The 18,305-nt window shown below is 45.2% G+C and carries 14 protein-coding genes; 6 read left to right on the top strand and 8 right to left on the bottom strand.

Annotation, left to right across the window (positions count from 1 at the left end):
- Positions 1-23: 23 nt before the first annotated feature.
- Complete coding sequence (locus NIAKO_RS00640) at positions 24-851, top strand: zinc-dependent peptidase (protein ID WP_014216446.1); 828 nt, start codon at positions 24-26, stop codon at positions 849-851.
- 220 nt (positions 852-1,071) lie between these two features.
- The gene (locus NIAKO_RS00645) at positions 1,072-1,872 is read left to right on the top strand and encodes a zinc-dependent peptidase (RefSeq protein ID WP_014216447.1); all 801 of its coding nucleotides are present in this window, start codon (positions 1,072-1,074) and stop codon (positions 1,870-1,872) included.
- 36 nt (positions 1,873-1,908) lie between these two features.
- On the opposite strand, the gene NIAKO_RS00650 is transcribed toward NIAKO_RS00645, so the two are convergent.
- From NIAKO_RS00650 to NIAKO_RS00665, 4 genes are all read right to left on the bottom strand, one after another.
- The gene (locus tag NIAKO_RS00650; protein WP_014216448.1) at positions 1,909-2,349 is read right to left on the bottom strand and encodes a hypothetical protein; all 441 of its coding nucleotides are present in this window, start codon (positions 2,347-2,349) and stop codon (positions 1,909-1,911) included.
- Positions 2,350-2,382: 33 nt separating this feature from the next.
- Positions 2,383-3,438 carry an NAD(P)/FAD-dependent oxidoreductase gene (locus NIAKO_RS00655; RefSeq protein ID WP_014216449.1) on the bottom strand — a complete coding sequence of 352 codons (1,056 nt, stop codon included), beginning with the start codon at positions 3,436-3,438 and terminating at the stop codon, positions 2,383-2,385.
- Between the two features lie 113 nt (positions 3,439-3,551).
- On the bottom strand, positions 3,552-5,924 hold the full coding sequence (locus NIAKO_RS00660; RefSeq protein ID WP_071884228.1) for an alpha-2-macroglobulin family protein: 2,373 nt from the start codon (positions 5,922-5,924) through the stop codon (positions 3,552-3,554).
- A complete protein-coding gene (locus NIAKO_RS00665; protein ID WP_172642117.1) occupies positions 5,819-9,622 on the bottom strand; it encodes an MG2 domain-containing protein in 3,804 nt (1,267 codons plus the stop codon). The genes NIAKO_RS00660 and NIAKO_RS00665 overlap by 106 nt, the downstream gene beginning before the upstream one ends.
- A gap of 398 nt (positions 9,623-10,020) precedes the next feature.
- Between NIAKO_RS00665 and NIAKO_RS00670 the strand changes: the two genes are divergently transcribed.
- Positions 10,021-10,926 carry a proline and serine-rich protein 1 family protein gene (locus NIAKO_RS00670; RefSeq protein ID WP_014216452.1) on the top strand — a complete coding sequence of 302 codons (906 nt, stop codon included), beginning with the start codon at positions 10,021-10,023 and terminating at the stop codon, positions 10,924-10,926.
- 65 nt (positions 10,927-10,991) lie between these two features.
- Here the strand turns inward: NIAKO_RS00670 and sucD are convergent, their stop codons facing one another.
- The 4 genes from sucD to NIAKO_RS00690 form a co-directional block, all read right to left on the bottom strand.
- Entirely contained in the window at positions 10,992-11,864 is an 873-nt protein-coding gene (gene sucD / locus NIAKO_RS00675) for a succinate--CoA ligase subunit alpha (RefSeq protein ID WP_014216453.1), read from the bottom strand.
- A gap of 206 nt (positions 11,865-12,070) precedes the next feature.
- On the bottom strand, positions 12,071-12,883 hold the full coding sequence (locus NIAKO_RS00680; RefSeq protein WP_014216454.1) for an ABC transporter ATP-binding protein: 813 nt from the start codon (positions 12,881-12,883) through the stop codon (positions 12,071-12,073).
- A gap of 28 nt (positions 12,884-12,911) precedes the next feature.
- Positions 12,912-13,583, bottom strand: a complete 672-nt coding sequence (locus NIAKO_RS00685; protein ID WP_242675431.1) for an MlaE family ABC transporter permease — start codon at positions 13,581-13,583, stop codon at positions 12,912-12,914.
- A gap of 289 nt (positions 13,584-13,872) precedes the next feature.
- Positions 13,873-16,194, bottom strand: coding sequence for an NADP-dependent malic enzyme (locus tag NIAKO_RS00690; protein ID WP_014216456.1), 2,322 nt, complete (start codon positions 16,192-16,194; stop codon positions 13,873-13,875).
- Positions 16,195-16,645: 451 nt separating this feature from the next.
- Between NIAKO_RS00690 and NIAKO_RS00695 the strand changes: the two genes are divergently transcribed.
- The 3 genes from NIAKO_RS00695 (at position 16,646) to NIAKO_RS39055 (ending at position 18,261) form a co-directional block, all read left to right on the top strand.
- Positions 16,646-16,831, top strand: a complete 186-nt coding sequence (locus NIAKO_RS00695) for a hypothetical protein (RefSeq protein WP_041346149.1) — start codon at positions 16,646-16,648, stop codon at positions 16,829-16,831.
- Positions 16,832-17,202: 371 nt separating this feature from the next.
- Positions 17,203-17,946 (top strand): helix-turn-helix domain-containing protein, encoded by a 744-nt coding sequence (locus tag NIAKO_RS00700; protein ID WP_041347782.1) that lies wholly within the window; start codon positions 17,203-17,205, stop codon positions 17,944-17,946.
- 24 nt (positions 17,947-17,970) lie between these two features.
- The gene (locus NIAKO_RS39055) at positions 17,971-18,261 is read left to right on the top strand and encodes an FAD-dependent oxidoreductase (protein ID WP_216595792.1); all 291 of its coding nucleotides are present in this window, start codon (positions 17,971-17,973) and stop codon (positions 18,259-18,261) included.
- Positions 18,262-18,305 lie beyond the last annotated feature (44 nt).

The following is an 18,305-nucleotide window of genomic DNA, read 5'->3' on the forward strand; positions in this document are numbered from 1 at the left end:
GCCCGGGGAAATAATACCAATAAATGACATCCGGAATTATCTTTTTGCTTATTGTAGCAGTAGCTGGCGGACTTTCTTTTGCTCATTACCTGCGCAACAGGCGACTGGCCCAAAAAGTAAAAGAACAGTACGATAACAAGCACAATGTATATGATGCCGTACTACAGCAATACATTCCCTATTACCGCAATTTGAATCCTGAGCTGCGCGAACGTTTTCTGAAGCGGACCATTATTTTCAGGGCTACCAAACAGTTTGAGTTTGTAGAAATGGAGGAGGAAGAGCACATGTCGTTGCTCATCAGCGCCGCTGCCGTACAGCTTACTTTCGGACTGCAGCATTTTCTGATGGACCATTTTCACAAGATCTATATCATGAAGCGGAGTTACCATTACGGGTTGTTCAATGTGCCTTTTCAGGGCCATGTGAACGAGGAAGGCATTTACCTGTCGTGGAATAATTTTTTAAACTCTTATGCGAACTATTCCGATGGGGATAATGTTGGTTTACATGAGATGGCGCATGCGCTGGCGTTGGTAAATTTTCCTGAACATGAACATGCGGGCGAAGATGAAGGGTTCCAGTACCGGTGGTTCAAAATGTTCACCAATACCGGCCGGGAAGTATTCAACCGCATGCAGGCCGGGGAAATGAACCTGTTGGGAAGTTATGCAGCCACCAACTACCAGGAATTTTGGGCGGTGTGTGTAGAGAATTTTTTTGAGCGGCCTTCTTCGTTCAAAATACAACTGCCTGAATTATATGATGCTATATGCAAGTTGCTGAATCAGGATATGTTAAGATCAGGAATTTTCCTGGAACCGGTTAACGACGATTACAGCCAGTACTAACAGAACTATAAATTTACCCCCAGGGTCTTTCTTTTTAAAATTTTCTTTATACTTTGTACCCGGAATAGAACCTTCTATAGTTGATCACCCCTTTAATGTAATTACCACATTACTCCCCAAGGATCCCTGAAAGCCGTACACCGATCCATTTTCTCTATTTGAAAACCACAATTCGTTGATCTGATCCCGTCACGTCATTACGAAAGAAAAATAGAGCCTTATGGAGATTTTGATCATTTTTCTGGTGGTCTTCGGCATCATTGTATTGCAAAGCCCTGTTATAAAATGGTACAACTACCTGTACGAAAAGAGGCAGTACAAACTGTTTCTTGCACAGGAAACCTTTTATCATGCCATTGTTGCCCAGCACCTGAAATATTACAACCGATTAAGCGTAGATGACCAGCACAAATTCCTCTTCAGAACTTACCTGTTCAAAAAGGCAAAAAAATTCCATTATATAGAGGTGGAAGAACGTGCTGAAATGCCCATTCTAATCAGTGCCGTTGCGGTGCAGTTAACATTTAAACTGGAAAAGTACCTGTTTAACTTTTTCAGGGATATCTATGTGCTGAAAGACGATTATCATTACGGGTTTTATTCCCGTCCGTTTGAAGGGCACGTAGACCACAGCGGCATTTATTTGTCGTGGGACAAATTCATTAAAGGAGTAAAAGGGCTTACTCCCAGCTGGAATATGGGTTTACATGAAATGGGGCATGCGCTGGCCTATGTAAACTTCATTTCCCAAACAGAGGAAGACAAACATTTTAAAAAGGAGTTCAAGAATTTTTCCAAGGTGGCCCGCCCTATTTTTGAGAGCATGCAAAATGGCCGCAAGAATTTACTGGGCGACTATGCCGGCACCAACTATCATGAATTCTGGGCAGTGAGTGTGGAAGTGTTTTTTGAAAATCCCATTCGCATGCGGCACGAGATGCCGGAGTTATATGCCGCTATGAGTTCATTATTACGCCAGGACATTATTGAAATGCTGAACATCAATAAACTGGCTGCCTAACGCACTATTTTACCTTTTTTCAGTCTACTCTACGTATTAGTGTTTTATGCCGGATGCAGTATAATTACTGTGTTCGGCATTTTTATTGGCCACTTCGGCTGCTTTGGCTTTTTTTCTTTGCAGGGGGGAATAATAGAAGTAGTAATAAAACAGGGTCAATATGCCCAATGAAAATGGAATGACGCAATAATGCCTTATTTTTTCACCTTCGAAATAAAACTCATCGATCATCCACATAGAGTTGGCCACTATCCATAAAGCGATGGCTACATTATGTGTTAATTCAGCAACGATGTGGCGGTTGCGCCAGGCGATCCAGATGGCGACGGTGAGTGTAGGAAAGATCATGATAATACCAAGCGGCCTCAATAGCAGGCACCAGCAAAGGTCTTTCATGAGCCAGAATAAGATATGTAAGTTCTCGATCTTACGAAACTTCGCAGGGATTACATACAGGTCGTTTGATTCCTCGCCCACTGTTATTGATTTATGATGAATCGCAAAATTATATTATTTCGATAATACCCGCTTAAATCGCCGGATATCGGCTTCGGGCTGAATGGGGGTTTGATGTTGAAGGTGTTGTACCAGCTGAGGCGCAAAAAAGGGCGCCAGGGAACAGCCTTTGGTACCCATACCATTGAAAATGCCAATGGCAGGCAGGTTGGGGTGAAATCCGATAAACGGCCGCCGTTCAATGGTGGCGGGGCGTACAGCTGCGGTATGTTGCAGCAGGCGAACGGGGGCTTTAATCCATTGTTGGAGGGCCGCCATGGTTCTTTCCCGGAAAACCTCGGTAGGCTGATCGCTGGTAAATTCCCATTCATACGAGGAACCCACCCAAAAGACATTCTCCTTCCACGGTACCCAGTTGATCCCTTTTTTAAAGATGTTCTGCGCAGGCATGCCGTTCACTTCAACCAGCAACACCTCGCCTTTATTGGGTGCAAAGGGCAGGTTACTGAACCAGGGGTTATCAAAGCTGGCAATGCCATCACAGAAAATGACGCGTTGTGCGGTGAAGCCTTTGTAATGTACAGTGTCTGCAAGCACCTGTAATTGGGTGTGGTCGAATTGTTCTTCGAGCAGGCGGTTATCGCTTAACAGCAAACGCCGGTAAGCCGGTATCAGTTCCGGCAGGTTTACCAGGTAACAGGGCGTTATGGTGCCGTAGCCAAAATCGTAGTTAAAGTAATTGCGCCAGGCTCCCTCATCGCCAGGAATGGAAAGGTATTGCGTATCTTCTGCATATCGTTTTTCAAAGGCCAGTTTCATTTGCGGGGTGGGGAAGAAATCAACAATGTCTTTTTGTTCAATGGCGGTAACCTGTAATTGTTTTCCCAGCCCGGTATACTGTTGCCAGGCAAAAGGCATTACCTCATCAATCATCCAGGTTTTTACAATGCGCCGGCCGGTGACCGGGTTTATAATCCCCGCAGCCACTTTGGAAGCCACGCCCGGTTTGTTGTTGTCGATCACCAGAAAAGAATAGCCTGCTTTTTGCAACTCCCAGCTCAAAAAGGTGCCGCAAATTCCCTGTCCGATTAGTATAAAATCAACATGCATGGTGCAAAAATAATAAGTTCCAGGTTTCAAGTTTGAACCTGGAACTTGGAACCTGGAACAAAAAAGGCTGCACCTATCAGATGCAGCCTCACTATAAAACTTATTATTCTTATTTACTCTACGGTCACATGAACGCCCTCGCTGTGGCTGGTAAATTCAGGGGCATACATACATTGAATGGTAGTAATGCCATTGCTGAAGGTACCGGTATGGGTAACAAACAGGGGATATTCAAACACGTAAGTGCCTTTGGGCAGCTGACCAAAAAAGAAATTGGTGCTGGCATCTTTCGTTGTTTCATAATACCCCAGTCCGCCCTGCCATTTAAACTGGCTGATCACGTTCACCGGTTCCATACAGGCAGCACGCATATCTTTCATATGCACATATTCCATGGCACGGTCAACCCGCAGTTCAATACGCACTTTCACTTTATCACCCACTTTCAAGGGCTGGCCTTCGTTGATGGGTTCTAAAACCGGACCACGATCGGTATTTTTTTCAACAAACAGCTTTTTGGTCAGTTGCAATGGAGTAGCGGCCGGCGTTATTTTATCGAGGTTCTCAAAATACTGCCAGTATACGGCGCCCCAGGCAGCTGCACCGGCTCCCTCCCGACCTCCCCCGGTGGGGGAGGAGGTGTTTGTTACAGTAACCTTTATATTACCCATCTCAGGCTTCACCTGTTTTTCATCAAACACCTTTTTAAAATAACCGGTACCGGCTTCCTGTTGCTGGTCTTTACTGCGAATGACGGTATTACCCAGGTCAATAGTTACCTCAGGGGTGTTGGTCAGCAGGTCAGATCCCTGCAATAGTAAAGCATAGCAGGCATCGGCGGTGGCCTTGGTTGTTTTCCAGTTCTGCGTTTGCTTTTGTTTCAGCAACCACAGTTTCATATCGTTTACCGAAGCCATATCCTTTGTTACTTCGGTAAAGGCTTCAATCAGTAACGATTGAATTTCGATTGGGGATTGCCACCAGTAGTAACCACCGGTGAATTCTTTCCAGTACATGCCCATTTCCCCGTTGTGAATGGCATTCTCTTTTATTGATTTTAGAATGTTGTTAGCGGTTTGTACATCGCCGGTGCGGAACAGCGACAGGGCAATCATCCCCTGCATATAACGGCTTTGTTTTACCCAGACTTTCTGAGCCTGTTTGCGGTAATAATTATATGCTTTGAACACGTTGCCTGGAACACCTGTTTCGGGGTAAAAGCTGCGCATGTATAAATACTGGATGTGCAGCGGACTGATGTAGTCACTGTCTTCTTTACCCTTGTTGTGTTTCATCATGAATTCATAGTCTTCGTTCATGCGCGCATCCAGGTAAGGAAGGGCGTTTTTCACCATGTCGTTCAACTGGTCATTGCTGGTATTCACCTTCAGTTTTTTCAGGTGGCCAACACCGGTCATAATGTACTGGGTCATGTACCGGTCGTCGGGACCGCCTTTGAACCATACAAACCCACCGTTGGAGCTTTGCAGTTCGTGCAATTTGCCAATGGCTTTTGCCTCTTCATTGCTCATGCGCACCAGGTCGAACAGCAGGGCGATGTTCTTTTTTTGCTGCGCTTCATTATTGGCCTGCATTACCCAGGGTGTTTCTTCCAGCAGCAACGATTTCAGTTCCTGGTTCTTTTGCAGGTTGCTCATCAGGGCTGCGGTATCGGTAGTTCTCCAGCGCTCGAAGACCGCTTTAACCTTTGGTGAGGCATTGGCAATGCTGGTGGCCAGTGCATTGGCATAATACCGGTTAAAGGTTTGTTCGGCACAATCGTAGGGATACTCCATCAGGTAAGGCAATGCCTGTACTGCATACCAGGCCGGGTTGGTGGTAAACTCAACCGTAAGCGAATGGTTGTTCAATGTTTCACTGCTGCCGCTTTTCACCAGCTTTTCAAACGTAAAGTTTTTGGTGCCGTTGCCACGAACAGGCAGAGGCAGACTTTCTGTAACCAGCATCCGGTTGCTCACTACCGGCAGCACGGCTTCTTCGCCATCGCTCATGTCGCCGGCTTTGGCAATAAGGCGGTAGGTTACCGGTTTGTTGTACTGGTAAGGGATCTCCATATTAAAGGTTACCGGAACGGTTTGCTTGGCCGGTACGGTAAAATACTGGTTGGGCATTACGTTGTGGAACCAGCCATCAACCGATTGGTTGGTAGTGGGGTCTATCAGTTGTAATTGCACCTGGCCGGTTAATTCCTTGTCGGTAAGGTTGGCAATTTTACCACTGAAGTTCATGCGATCGCCCTCGCGCAAAAAGCGGGGCGCATTGGGTTGCACCATCAGGTCTTTTTGTGTAACAATGGTTTTGGTATTCATGCCAAAGGCCAGGTCTTTGCTGTGCGCCAGGCTCATCCATTTCCATTGCGTTACCGCTTCGGGCATAGTGAAGGAGAACTCAATATTGCCATTGGCATCGGTATGCAGATCGGGGAAGAAGAAAGCAGTTTCGTTGAGGTTGGTGCGGATCTGCACGGCAGGACCAGCCTCTGGTTTTTTACTTTTTCGCCCTGAACCAACATTTCTCCTTCTACAACAATTGAATCCCGCATCAATCCTTTACTGCCATCCGCATCACTTTTAAGATCTGGTACTTGTATAGCCCTGCCTCCCGCTGCTGGTGCAACTGCAGAAAGCATAGCCGCAGGCTCCGCTTTTTTAGCGTACTCTTTCATTCTTTTATCACCTCCACGGCCATCACGGAATGCAAAAACCAGGTTGTGATCGGGCAGGTCCATTAACACATCGTAACTTTTGTAAAAGCTTTCATAATCACTGGTCTCAAAACGTTGCTCCGTGGACTGCACCGTGGTAAAGCAGGTATGGCTGTCCCAGTTGCGGGTGGAGTAATAATTACTATTCAATGAAGGGGTGATCCAGCTATGGGGTTTAAACTGGTCCAACGAGGCATCGTACATTGCTGTAAGCATTTCAGCCGCTACCTTATCGCCTTTATAACCGCTTATTTTCACTTTCCATTTTTCCTCGCTGCCGGGCAGGGTTTTATCACGGAAGGTTTCGTACCCAATGGTCAGTTCTTTGTTGGTGTAAGGAACAAGGAATGTTTGTTCGTCTGAATAAAACCGGTTGTGTTTTACAAAGGCGATGCTAACACCAAAACCACCGCGGTCATTTTCAGTTAAGGGAATTTCAAATGAACGGCTGTTCTTATTCAACGTAAAAAAGCTTCTTTCGCTCACATTGTCTTTCTTATTCAATTCATGAATGATAAAAGCATCATCCACGGTTGTGCTTACCTGGTAAGTGGCTTTTTCGCCGGGTTCCAGGAACTTATTATCTGTTTCAATTCCACCGGTTGCCAGCGGACTTACAACCGACTGGTTATATACCTGTACATACCGGATATCTTTTACATCCTCGCCATATTTGTCTTTGGTGATGGCTTCTACCACATACCAGCCGGAAGTTATCGGTGAATGGTCGATGGTGAATGGTTGCGTATTTGATGTGGTATCTGTTTTCTCAGCCACCTTCACGTCCCTGGCCCATTTGGCAGGATCGTTTTCATCTTTATACACGTCGTAAGGGAACAGGCTATAGAACTCGTCCTGCGACAGTACAAACTGGTCGGGCTGGTCCCAAAGCCGCTTCCTGAACAGGCGGTTGGGCATTTTCAGTTTATGAATGGAAACAGTAACTGTTGTTTTTTCAAACAGGTTATTCAGGTTGGTGCTGGTAAGGCTTATTTTGTTCAGGCTGTCGGCATGGATTTTCTCCGGAAGATCCAGGTTTAATTTCAGCGCCTGGTAAGCTACCGATACATTAGTACTGCCGCTTCTTGTTTCACCGGCCACGTCGGTAACATCAACCGTTACCTGGTAATTGAATACAGGTTGCGTGCTTTTGGGGATTGCATTATCCGGCAATGCCTTAAAGTCGATCTTGAATTCTCCTTTGGCATCGGTGGTTATTTCGCCATGTGCTATCTCCACACTTTCTTCACGATAAGGGGGCCAGATCATTTTGCTGTAGCCGCCATAAAACCAGTAAGGCATCACTACATTGCGCACTACCCGGTATTTAACCTTGGCGCCATCGATGGCATTACCGGCATAAGCATTGGCAATGCCTTTCACCGTTATGTCTTCATTTAACCGGTAAGTGCCGGTTGGTTTGTTTACTTCAACCATGAATTTAGGCCGTTTGTATTCTTCTACAGAAATATACTGGCTGCCCTGTGCATGGAGGTCGGTTATCCTGAACTGCCCGTTCAGCAAACCGGTGGGAATGGTAAATTTTCCCGAATAGGATCCGTATTCATTGGTAGTAACGGTTATAGTATCAACTGCCTGTCCATTGGCATCATATAAAGTAATACTGGTTGCAAAATTGGGAACAATGGTCTTTTCATTTTTCTTGTCATTGGTATTTATAACAATGCCTTTGAAATAGAGCGTTTGTCCGGGCCGGTAAATGGAACGGTCGGTAAACAGGAAGGCCGTTTTAACGTCTCTGTCGTCTTTATCATGACTGTAGTCATAGGTATAGTTATAAATATAATCATCCAGGTACAACCGGTCGTCGCCATGGGTTATCTGCAGCTGAAAGTTATGTTCATCATCGTTTTGTTTGGGATCCAGCTTTACATAACCATGTTCGTCGGTAACAGCTTTTTGTCCTTTGCTGTTGGTGTACTCGCGTTTGGTGTAATTATATTTCCGGTACCATACCTGTACATTGGCATTTGCCAAAGGCTGGCCGGTTTCGCGGTTCAAAATAAAATAATCGGCGCCTTTTTTAATGTGGGCAATGTTCGATACATAGAAAAACTGAACCGCCAGCAGGTTGTCGGTCATGGCAAATTTGTCATCTACACTGGCTATGAGCGCATATTCACCAACGGGCAATGCATCTACTTTTATTTCAGCCGTATGTTTCTGGTGATCTTTGGTATCGGGTAACACCTGGGTAAACTTATTAATGGCCGGTAAACCCAGTAATTTTTTCCAGTACTTATCGTCCCAGTTATAGCTGCCCAGTGAATCGCGGGTTTTGCGCTCCATTTTTACTACCCTGAAGTTCACGGCAGCAAAATTGCGATAAGCAACAAGGGTGCGAAAAGGCTGACCGGGTACATTTACTTTTTCAGTTTGCAGGTTCAGTTCCCGGTGCATGATTTCACTGCGCAGGTTATGGCAATTGGCTCTTCCTTCGCTGCTGTCTTTCTGTGCTATTACTTTATCACAAATACTTACTGCTTTCAGGTATTCATCACGGTAAAGTTCCCCTTTTAATGGTACATACTTTTGGGCCTGGCTGTTATGCCATTGGGCCAGGAAATACCAGGCCTGAGTGGCGGCAGGTATTAAGCCGTATTGGTTACCAATTTGCTCCAGTGCTTTTACATACAGGGTATCCTTGTTTTCGATGGTGGCATGGCCGTACACAAAATCCAACCGGGCAATGTCTGCATCCAGTAAGGCATCGGGTTTGGCATCTGCCGCATGAAACTGCAGCAGGCGCTGGTACAATTGCAGGGCTTTAAACTGTAGCGAAGCGGTGTCCTGGGTAGTAAAGGTATGCTGCATGAACTTTTTAGCATCGTTAAATGCAGCGGCATCATTTATTTCAAAAGCATAGGCGGGTTTATTAACGTTGCTTTCATCATTTTTGAAAAATTCCAGGGCGCGTTGTGCCAGCAGATCGAACAGGGTAGGGCGTAAATACCGCGCATTCCCTTTTGTAATAATAGGATCAAATGGCTCCAGCTTTGTTTGTTGCAATAACTTTTCATCGCTGAGCGAGGCCTGGTATAGTTCGCTGATCTTTTTATTAAAGTCGTCGATGGTCCAGGTGGCCATGTCGTCTTTTTGAAAATTTACCGTGTTGGTACGTCTGTATAATTGCCAGCGGTGCTGTTGAAAATAGTTCCAGTAACTTTTGGCAGTTATGCTTTGCAACACAGCCCGTACCGGTTCTTTTGCTTCGGCAATTTCTGCTTCCAGTTGGTGAATGCTTTTTTTAGTAGCATCCTCTTCTTTCATTTGTTGTAATTCTGCCCGGTATAATAGTGCTTTTACTACCTGGGCATCGTTCCCTTCTTTTTTAGCCTGTGAATAAATTTTATTCACTTCGGTAAGGGCCGATTCGGTAAGACCGTCCTGTTGAATAAGACTGTCAATGTGTTTCCACTCCTTGTCGTAGGTTTTCATCTTCTGTTGAGCATAGGTTGTTAAAAAAATAAGGGCTGTACATACTAACGATAAAAAACGCTTAAATATCATTCGCCAAATTTTATACATATTAATGAATACTGAAGTCCAGGCTCAAACGTTAATCCTGTAAGCGATCTCCACAACTGGCTTCAAACCTCCTTAAACGGATGCAAGTTGCCAATAAAATGCACATGACAAATTGTTAAAGTGTTCCCGCCTGCTGGTTGGCAATAATAGCTAACCCATTGACGTTATTTTATATATAGCAATATTAAATATAAGTAGTTGTAACCTTTTATTGTGCAACGGAAATACCTGGTATTTCGTTCTAGGTAAATCAAAGCCTCCCGGTAAATAACGGGATTCAAGCACTTTATTAGCACAAAACATCCAGTATGAGAAAAACGTGTATCCTGATTCTTTCCATTGCTGCCACCCTTTCATCACATGCACAAATGATGGGTAATGGCAGGAATAACAACGGTAGTGTAAATTATAACAACAATTACAACAGTTTCTTAAGCATTACCAATTTAAGTGCCGAAGATATTCAGTTTGAGATCGATGGCCAGACGTATGTTGATTGTGGCCCCAGCCTTAACATCCGTGGCCTTCCGCCCGGTACGCACCAGCTGGTATTGTTTTCCGGCAAAAAAGGCGGTGGCGGAATGATGGGATTGAAGCGGGTTGTTATATTTAACAAGCCTATGAATGTAAAGCCGCAGTTTTATGTTGATGTTATCATTAACCGGTTTGGCCGGGTAATGTATGATGAACAATCTATTTCGGGCAGCCAGTACCAGGATGGTCAAATGATCTGGAGAAATCCCGGAATGCTGAATATGCCACCCCCCACTCCGGGCAATAATCAACCAGGTAATAACTATAATAACCAGCAGGGAAATTATAATAATCAACCAGGGAACTATAACAATCAGCAAGGGAATTATAACAACAACCAGGGAGGCAACTGGCCTGGTCAGGGTAATAACAATTATAACAATGTGCCCCGGCCTATGCCTGATAACACCTTTAATTCATTTATTGAAACAGTGCGCCGGGAAAGCTTTGACGATTCGCGCATGGCCATTGCCAAAGCCGGTATAGATCAAAACTTTTTTACTTCCAACCAGGCTAAGGCGTTGTTGAGTGTGTTTTCTTTTGAAGCCAGCAAACTGGAGATAGGGAAATATATGTATGGTAAAACAACCGACCCCAAGAATTACTTTGTGGTATACAATGTTTTTACTTTCAGCAAAAGCAAGGAAGAACTGGCTGAATACGTTCGCACCTATCATTAACAGGCAATAAAAAAACCTTGCAGATCATTCGGTCTGCAAGGTTATATATGTTTAAGCGAGGTCGCTTACTTCTTAATGATCTTTGCCATGGTTGCACCAATATCAGCAGGGCTGCTTACTACGGTGATACCACATTCCTGCATGATCTTCATTTTAGCAGCAGCTGTATCATCAGCACCGCCAACGATGGCGCCAGCGTGGCCCATACGGCGTCCCGGAGGCGCTGTTTGACCGGCGATGAAACCTACTACAGGCTTTTTACCGTTTTCTTTATACCAGCGGGCAGCTTCGGCTTCCATGCCACCACCAATTTCACCGATCATTACTACTGCTTCAGTTTCCGGATCGTTCATAAACATTTCCAGTGCTTCGCGGGTAGTAGTGCCAATGATGGGGTCGCCACCGATACCTACAGCTGTAGAAACACCCAAACCGGCTTTAGCTACCTGGTCAGAGGCTTCGTAAGTGAGGGTACCAGATTTTGATACGATACCGATCTTACCTTTTTTGAACACGAAACCAGGCATGATACCTACTTTACACTCACCTGCGGTAATTACACCCGGGCAGTTGGGCCCAATGAGGCGGGTTTTAGTGCCTTGCAGGTATAATTTGGCTTTCACCATATCCTGCACGGGAATACCTTCGGTAATACATACTACCAGTTCAATACCGGCATTGGCGGCTTCCATGATAGCATCGGATGCAAAAGCCGGTGGTACAAATATGATTGACACATTAGCCCCGGTTTCCTTAACTGCTTCCGCTACGGTATTAAATACCGGCCTGTCCAAATGCAATGTGCCCCCTTTGTTTGGTGTAACGCCACCTACTACATTGGTACCATATTCTATCATTTGAGTAGCATGAAAGGTACCTTCTGTGCCGGTGAAGCCCTGCACCAGGATCTTTGATTGTTTGTTTACTAAAATACTCATCAGCGGAAATATTTAGATTCCCGACTATTTATCGGGTGTGCAAAAATAGGGGATAATGGCTGAATATGCTAATGAGATAATGGGCTAATGTGCTGCGTAATTCCCGGCAACGTTTGCGGAGGAAAAAGGCAATGAGGCATAAAGGCAACAAGGCAAATGCAGTATTCCCTGCTTTCGGCTTATAGCTTAGGGCTTGAAGCTTTGTATTACCCGTTTATGAGCTTATCCATATCCCGGTCGTTATCAATTTTACCGGCTTGTTCCAGCATCCGCATATCCTTGGCGTCTTTAAGGAACTCTGAGGCGAAAATGAAGTCGTTCAGGCGCTCGCTTTTATTAAAAATGATCTCTTTGTTGCTGCCTTCCCATTCCTTTTTACCCTGGTACATGAAAATGATATGATCGCCAATTTCCATTACGCTGTTCATATCGTGGGTATTTACAACTGTAGTAATGTTGTATTCTGTAGTAATTTCTTTAACCAGCTTATCAATAACGAGGGAGGTTTGCGGATCGAGCCCGGAGTTGGGTTCATCCACAAAAAGATATTTTGGGTTTAATACAATGGCACGGGCAATGCCCACGCGTTTTTTCATCCCACCGCTGAGCTCGGCGGGGAATTTTTTATTAACGTCCTTCAACTTTACTCTTTCTAGCACCTCGTTCACCCGTTTTAATTTCTTTTCGTAAGAGTCTTTGGTGAACATGTTCAGGGGGAACATCACATTTTGTTCAACCGTTAAGCTGTCGAACAGGGCCGAACCCTGGAACAGCATCCCGATCTGCTGGCGGATCTCTTTCCTCTCTTCGGTATTTAGTTTATTGAAGTCTGAATTGTTGTAGCAGATCTCGCCTTCATCAGGTACCAGTAAGCCCACCATGCATTTCATAAAAACCGTTTTACCGCTACCACTGGCGCCGATAATGAGGTTACATTTACCTGCCTGCATGGTAACGCTAACACCGTTCAATACGGTTTTCTCACCAAATCCCTTCTTTACGTTTTTTACTTCGATCATGGTTTATAAATTCATAGGTGTTCAACCTTTAATGCAACAATAACGCGGCCAGCACATAATCGGCGCCCAGAATACTCACACAGCTTACCACCACGGCCTTGGTGCTCGACCGGCCAATTTCCAGGGCGCCACCTTCAACATGGTATCCGTAATAGGCTGGTATACTGGAAATAAGAAAGGCAAAAGTATAGGCTTTTACCAGGGCGAAGAACACATTATAGGGCTGAAAGTATTGCAGCAAACCTGTTTCATATTGTTGGGGCGACAGGATACCGGCGGTGGTCGATGCCAGCTGTCCGCCATAAATACCCAATGCAGCAGAAACTACTACCAGCAGGGGGATCACAATAACGGCAGCCAGAATTTTTGGCAACACCAGGTAAGCTTTTGTGTTGATACCCATAATTTCAAGGGCGTCAATCTGCTCGCTCACCCGCATATTACCCAGCTCACTGGCAATTTTACTGCCTACCACACCGGCCAGTACAATACATACCAGGGTAGGGGCAAACTCCAGGATTACGGTATCGCGCACGATCTGGGCTACGGTACTCATGGGAATTACAGGGCTAACCAGCTGATACGCTGTTTGTAATGCAGATACCGCCCCCATGAATGCCGAAATGATGACTACTATACCCAGTGAACCGATGCCAATTTCATTACACTGGTGCATCAGCTCTTTCCAATACATCTTCATGTTTTCCGGTTTCGAAAACATTCCTTTTATCATCAATAGGTAACGGCCAAACTCAGTAAATAAAGTCATGATTGATAAGCAATAATGTAAAAGTACGCCTAAACCTCCAAAACGCAAAAGAGGGGGATTTTGTTGCCGGAATACAGCGTTCCAGGTTTCAGGTTCCAGGTTACAGGGAAAAAAAGCAGGTTTCAGGTAAAAGAGAGTCACTCCCTGTAACCTGAAACCTGTAACTATTATTTATTAACCGGTATTTCCCGGCAACCGGAAACCGGTAACCGGCACCCGGCTATTTCTTCTTCCACCAGGCTGGCTTTTTAGCCGGGTCCTGGTTGGCATTCTGACATTTTAATTGTGCGTCGATAACGGCAATAAGCGCCATATTGGTAATGCTGCGTACCGAGCTGCCCAGTTGCAATACATGCACAGGTTTTTTCAGTCCCAGCAAAATGGGGCCTACTGCATCGGCGCCACCTATTTCCTTCATCAGGTTATAGGCAATATTTCCTGCTGCCAGGTTGGGGAAAATGAGGGTGTTCACTTCCTGGTCAACCAGCTCGCTGAACGGATAGTTATCGCGCAGGATCTCCTGGTTAAAGGCGATGTTGGGCTGTATTTCACCATCTATGATAATGGTGGGATCTTTTTGTTTTACGATGTCTTTTGCCCGGGCAACCAGTCTTGCTTCAGGCGTATCGCTGCTGCCGAAGTTGGAGTAGCTCAGCATGGCAATACGTGGCACCAGGTTAAAGCTGCGTACTTCTTTGGCAGCCAGCAGGGTGATATCGGCCAGTTCTTCAGCCGTTGGGTTTAAGTTCACCGTAGTATCGGCCAGGAACAACGGACCTCTTTTGGTTAACAGCATGTACATGCCGGCGATCTTTTTCACGCCTTCTTCCATGCCTATCACCTGCAGGGCAGGGCGAATGGCATCGGCATAGTTGCGGGTTAAACCAGAGATCACGGCATCGGCATCACCGGTTTCCACCATCATACAACCGAAATAGGTACGGTCTTTCATCATCTTGGTGGCTTCATACTGGTTCACGCCTTTGCGTTGGCGCTTTTTGAAGTACAGCTCGCCGAATTGTTGGCGTTTTTCTTCATACTCATCGTTGCGCGGGTCAATGATGGGCATATCATCTATATCGATGCTGTTATCCAATGCCATCTGGCGGATCGCTTTTTCGTCGCCTAACAAAATGGGGTAAGCGATGCGTTCGTCATAAGCGATCTGGGCCGATTTCAATATTTTAATGTTATCCGCTTCGGCAAATACCAGTCGTTTCGGATTGCGGCGGGCTTTGGCGCCCAGTACCCGCATCAACTGGTTATCGAGACCCAACCGTTTGTCGAGTTCAATAGCATAGGTTTCCCAGTCGGTAATCACTTTTTGTGCTACCCCGCTTTCAATAGCAGCTTTGGCAACGGCGGGGGCCACGGTGCTCAATAACCGGGGATCGAGCGGTTTGGGAATGATATAAGCAGGACCGAACGACAGGTTCTTTTCGTTATAGGCAATGTTCACGATATCGGGAACGGGGGTCTTGGCCAGTTCGGCCAGGGCTTTAACGGCGGCCAGCTTCATGGCTTCGTTGATCTGCGTGGCGCGAACGTCCAGTGCACCGCGGAAGATGAAGGGGAAGCCCAGTACGTTGTTTACCTGGTTAGGATAATCGCTGCGGCCGGTACCCATAATCACATCTTTGCGGGCGGCAAGGGCGTTTTCGTAAGTGATCTCCGGATCGGGATTGGCCATAGCCAGTACGATCGGATTTTTAGCCATGCTTTTTACCATCTCCTGGCTTAACACATTACCCTTACTGAGACCGATAAATACATCGGCGCCATTGAGCGATTCTTCCAGTGTAAGGTTCTTGCCTTTAGAGATGAATTCTTTTTTCAGCACATCGAGGTCTGTACGGCTTTCGTGGATCAAACCTTTACTATCAAACACAAGAATGTTCTCTCGAACGGCGCCCAGTGCTTCATATAATTTTATACAGGCAATGGCTGCCGCGCCGGCGCCATTTACCACGAACTTACATTTCTCGATCTTTTTCTTTTGTACTTCCAGGGCGTTCAGCAGGGCAGCCGCACTGATAATGGCGGTACCGTGCTGGTCGTCGTGCATCACCGGAATTTTCATTTGCTTCTTCAGCTCCTGTTCAATATAAAAGCATTCAGGGGCTTTAATATCTTCGAGGTTAATGCCACCAAAAGTGGGTTCCAGCGCTTTAACTATCTGAACAAATTTCTCGGGGTCTTTTTCATTGATCTCGATATCGAACACATCGATATCGGCGAATATTTTGAACAATACACCTTTTCCTTCCATCACTGGTTTACCGGCTTCGGGACCAATATCGCCCAGGCCAAGCACGGCGGTTCCGTTACTGATAACGGCTACCAGGTTCCCTTTGGCGGTGTATTTATAAACAGATTCGGGATTTGCATGAATTTCCAAGCAGGGCTCTGCGACACCGGGGGAGTAAGCAAGTGACAGGTCGCGTTGGGTTTTGGCTTCTTTGGTCGGGATCACTTCGATTTTGCCAGGGCGTCCCTTGGAATGGTACTCTAATGCGGATTCCTTTCGCAATTCTTTTTTCATCAGTTATTATTTAATTTGTCTCCATCCCATACAGGTTGGGATTGGACTGGTGGTTGACACAATGACGTTTTCAATCAATTAGTTAGGATGAAAAGCCATTGTGCGGGTGATTCATAGAAACTTAATTAAAGAACAATTGGCGCGCAATTTACGGGAAAACGGGTTACGTGACAGGGGTGGGCGAAGTATATGTTACTGGAGTAATATGTAATGATTATGAATTGAATTGGTTATTAAGTTTCTGGAATGTTTCTGGTTTTTAATAAAAGCGAATAAACAGTTGTAAGGATTTCTGGATTTCCTGGCAGGAAACGGGAAAACCCGGCAGGAAATGAGTAATCCCTTTCGGAATTTCAAAAACCTATAGGGTATTTACAAAACCCACCAGGAAAACGCTTTTCCCGGTGGGTAATGAAAAAAGTCGGCGGGAATTTACTTTTCCCGCTAGGAAATGGCTTTTCCTTCAGGGAAAAGTGAAAACCCGGAAGGAAATCGCTTTTCCCGCCAGGAATCCTCAAAACCTTCAGGGAATTCGCAATTCCTTGAAGGTTTTGATGCACAAAATGCAAACTGGATGGGCAAATTGAAAAATGATGCCAATGAATTGATTGATTGCCCTCTCCATTCGCCACACTGAGCCTATAAAATGAACGAGGATGCTCCCAAATTGAAAAATGATGCCTGCAAATTGAATGATTAGCCCCTCCATATGCTATACCAGACCTATAATTTGAGTGATAGTGCTATTAAATTGCAAGAGGACGCCCCAAAATTGAAAGTCGGGAAACTATTTTCGCAATTCTTTCCATCCATACACAATTAAACCAATACCAAAGGCAATAAGAAAGAGCGTAACTATAGATATAAGGCCAAACAGCCATCGAACTTTAATGTACTCTTCTGTAACTGTTACCGCCTTGTATTCTGCAAACCCTATGAGGTTACAAAATACGAATGCTGCTCATTTTATCAAATATATTTACATTTGAAAATGTAAACCAGGTGGCCATGTCATTGATCGTGGAATATGTAAAGCCCAATCCTTCCATTTCTTTTTTTGTAGAAAGTTTTTGGATGCTGCATAATGACTCGGGTGAGGATATGAACGTAGTGATTGTACCCGATGGAAGAATTGACCTGTTTTTCTCCCGCTCTGCCACCGAGCCTTTTCATATTTCTTTAATGGGATTGAGCACACAACCCGAACAGCCTGTCATAGCGGCCGGCACCCTGATCTTTGCAGTTAGTTTTAACCTGCCGGCAACGGAATATATTTTTCATCGTACCGTGGAAGCTGATAACGCAGCATTTCTGCCCATTGATTTTTGGGGCTTTTCCGCAGATGATCTTACTGATTTTAACCAGTTTTGTAAAAAAACTGCCCAAAAAATACAGGAGTTGCTTCCTGCTGAAATTGACAACCGGAAACAGCAGTTGTTTGAATTACTGTATGCATCAAACGGCGCCATAACCGTAAAAGAGCTGGCGCAGAAAGTATTCTGGAGCAGCCGGCAAATGAACCGCTATTTTAACCAGCAATATGGCATCTCATTAAAAGCGTATAGCGACATACTGCGTTTTCGCGCTTCGTTTAAGCATATCAGCGAAGGCAAATTGTTTCCCGAACAAAACTTTGCCGACCAGTCGCATTTTATTAAAGCCGTAAAGAAATTATCTGGTGTCTCACCTTCAGCACTCCATCGCAATAAAAACGGCCGATTTGTACAATTTTCCACCCTGCGCTCCAGGTAATTTTGAGTTATAAATACTGGTGTTATGTTAATACAGGATAAGAAAATTGCCATCGTTGGCGGTGGTCCGGGCGGGTTGACCCTTGCAAAGCTGTTACAGGATAAAGGCGCGAATATACAGGTATATGAACGCGATCTCAATAAATATGCAAGGCAACAAGGTGCTACGCTCAACCTGCATGAAGGATCGGGATTGCTGGCCATTGAAAAGGCCGGGTTGATGGACCAATTCAAACAACATTACCGGCCGGGTGCAGAGAAATTTAGGATCGTAGATGAACAGGCGCACTTTTTTTTGATGAACATGCAGAAATAAAAGATGCCAGTTTTGGCAATGAATTCTTTCGTCCGGAAATAGAC

This window comes from Niastella koreensis GR20-10 (assembly GCF_000246855.1).
Lineage (GTDB): Bacteria > Bacteroidota > Bacteroidia > Chitinophagales > Chitinophagaceae > Niastella > Niastella koreensis.

Bases quoted from the DNA above. Each gene is read 5' to 3' on its own strand.
- NIAKO_RS00640 (WP_014216446.1), top strand. From the start codon at position 24: ATGACATCCGGAATTATCTTTTTGCTTATTGTAGCAGTAGCTGGCGGA.
- NIAKO_RS00645 (WP_014216447.1), top strand. From the start codon at position 1,072: ATGGAGATTTTGATCATTTTTCTGGTGGTCTTCGGCATCATTGTATTG.
- NIAKO_RS00655 (WP_014216449.1), bottom strand. From the start codon at position 3,438: ATGCATGTTGATTTTATACTAATCGGACAGGGAATTTGCGGCACCTTT.
- NIAKO_RS00665 (WP_172642117.1), bottom strand. From the start codon at position 9,622: ATGAAAACCTACGACAAGGAGTGGAAACACATTGACAGTCTTATTCAA.
- NIAKO_RS00670 (WP_014216452.1), top strand. From the start codon at position 10,021: ATGAGAAAAACGTGTATCCTGATTCTTTCCATTGCTGCCACCCTTTCA.
- sucD (WP_014216453.1), bottom strand. From the start codon at position 11,864: ATGAGTATTTTAGTAAACAAACAATCAAAGATCCTGGTGCAGGGCTTC.
- NIAKO_RS00680 (WP_014216454.1), bottom strand. From the start codon at position 12,883: ATGATCGAAGTAAAAAACGTAAAGAAGGGATTTGGTGAGAAAACCGTA.
- NIAKO_RS00685 (WP_242675431.1), bottom strand. From the start codon at position 13,583: ATGAAGATGTATTGGAAAGAGCTGATGCACCAGTGTAATGAAATTGGC.
- NIAKO_RS00690 (WP_014216456.1), bottom strand. From the start codon at position 16,194: ATGAAAAAAGAATTGCGAAAGGAATCCGCATTAGAGTACCATTCCAAG.
- NIAKO_RS00695 (WP_041346149.1), top strand. From the start codon at position 16,646: ATGGCTTTTCCTTCAGGGAAAAGTGAAAACCCGGAAGGAAATCGCTTT.
- NIAKO_RS00700 (WP_041347782.1), top strand. From the start codon at position 17,203: ATGTCATTGATCGTGGAATATGTAAAGCCCAATCCTTCCATTTCTTTT.
- NIAKO_RS39055 (WP_216595792.1), top strand. From the start codon at position 17,971: ATGTTAATACAGGATAAGAAAATTGCCATCGTTGGCGGTGGTCCGGGC.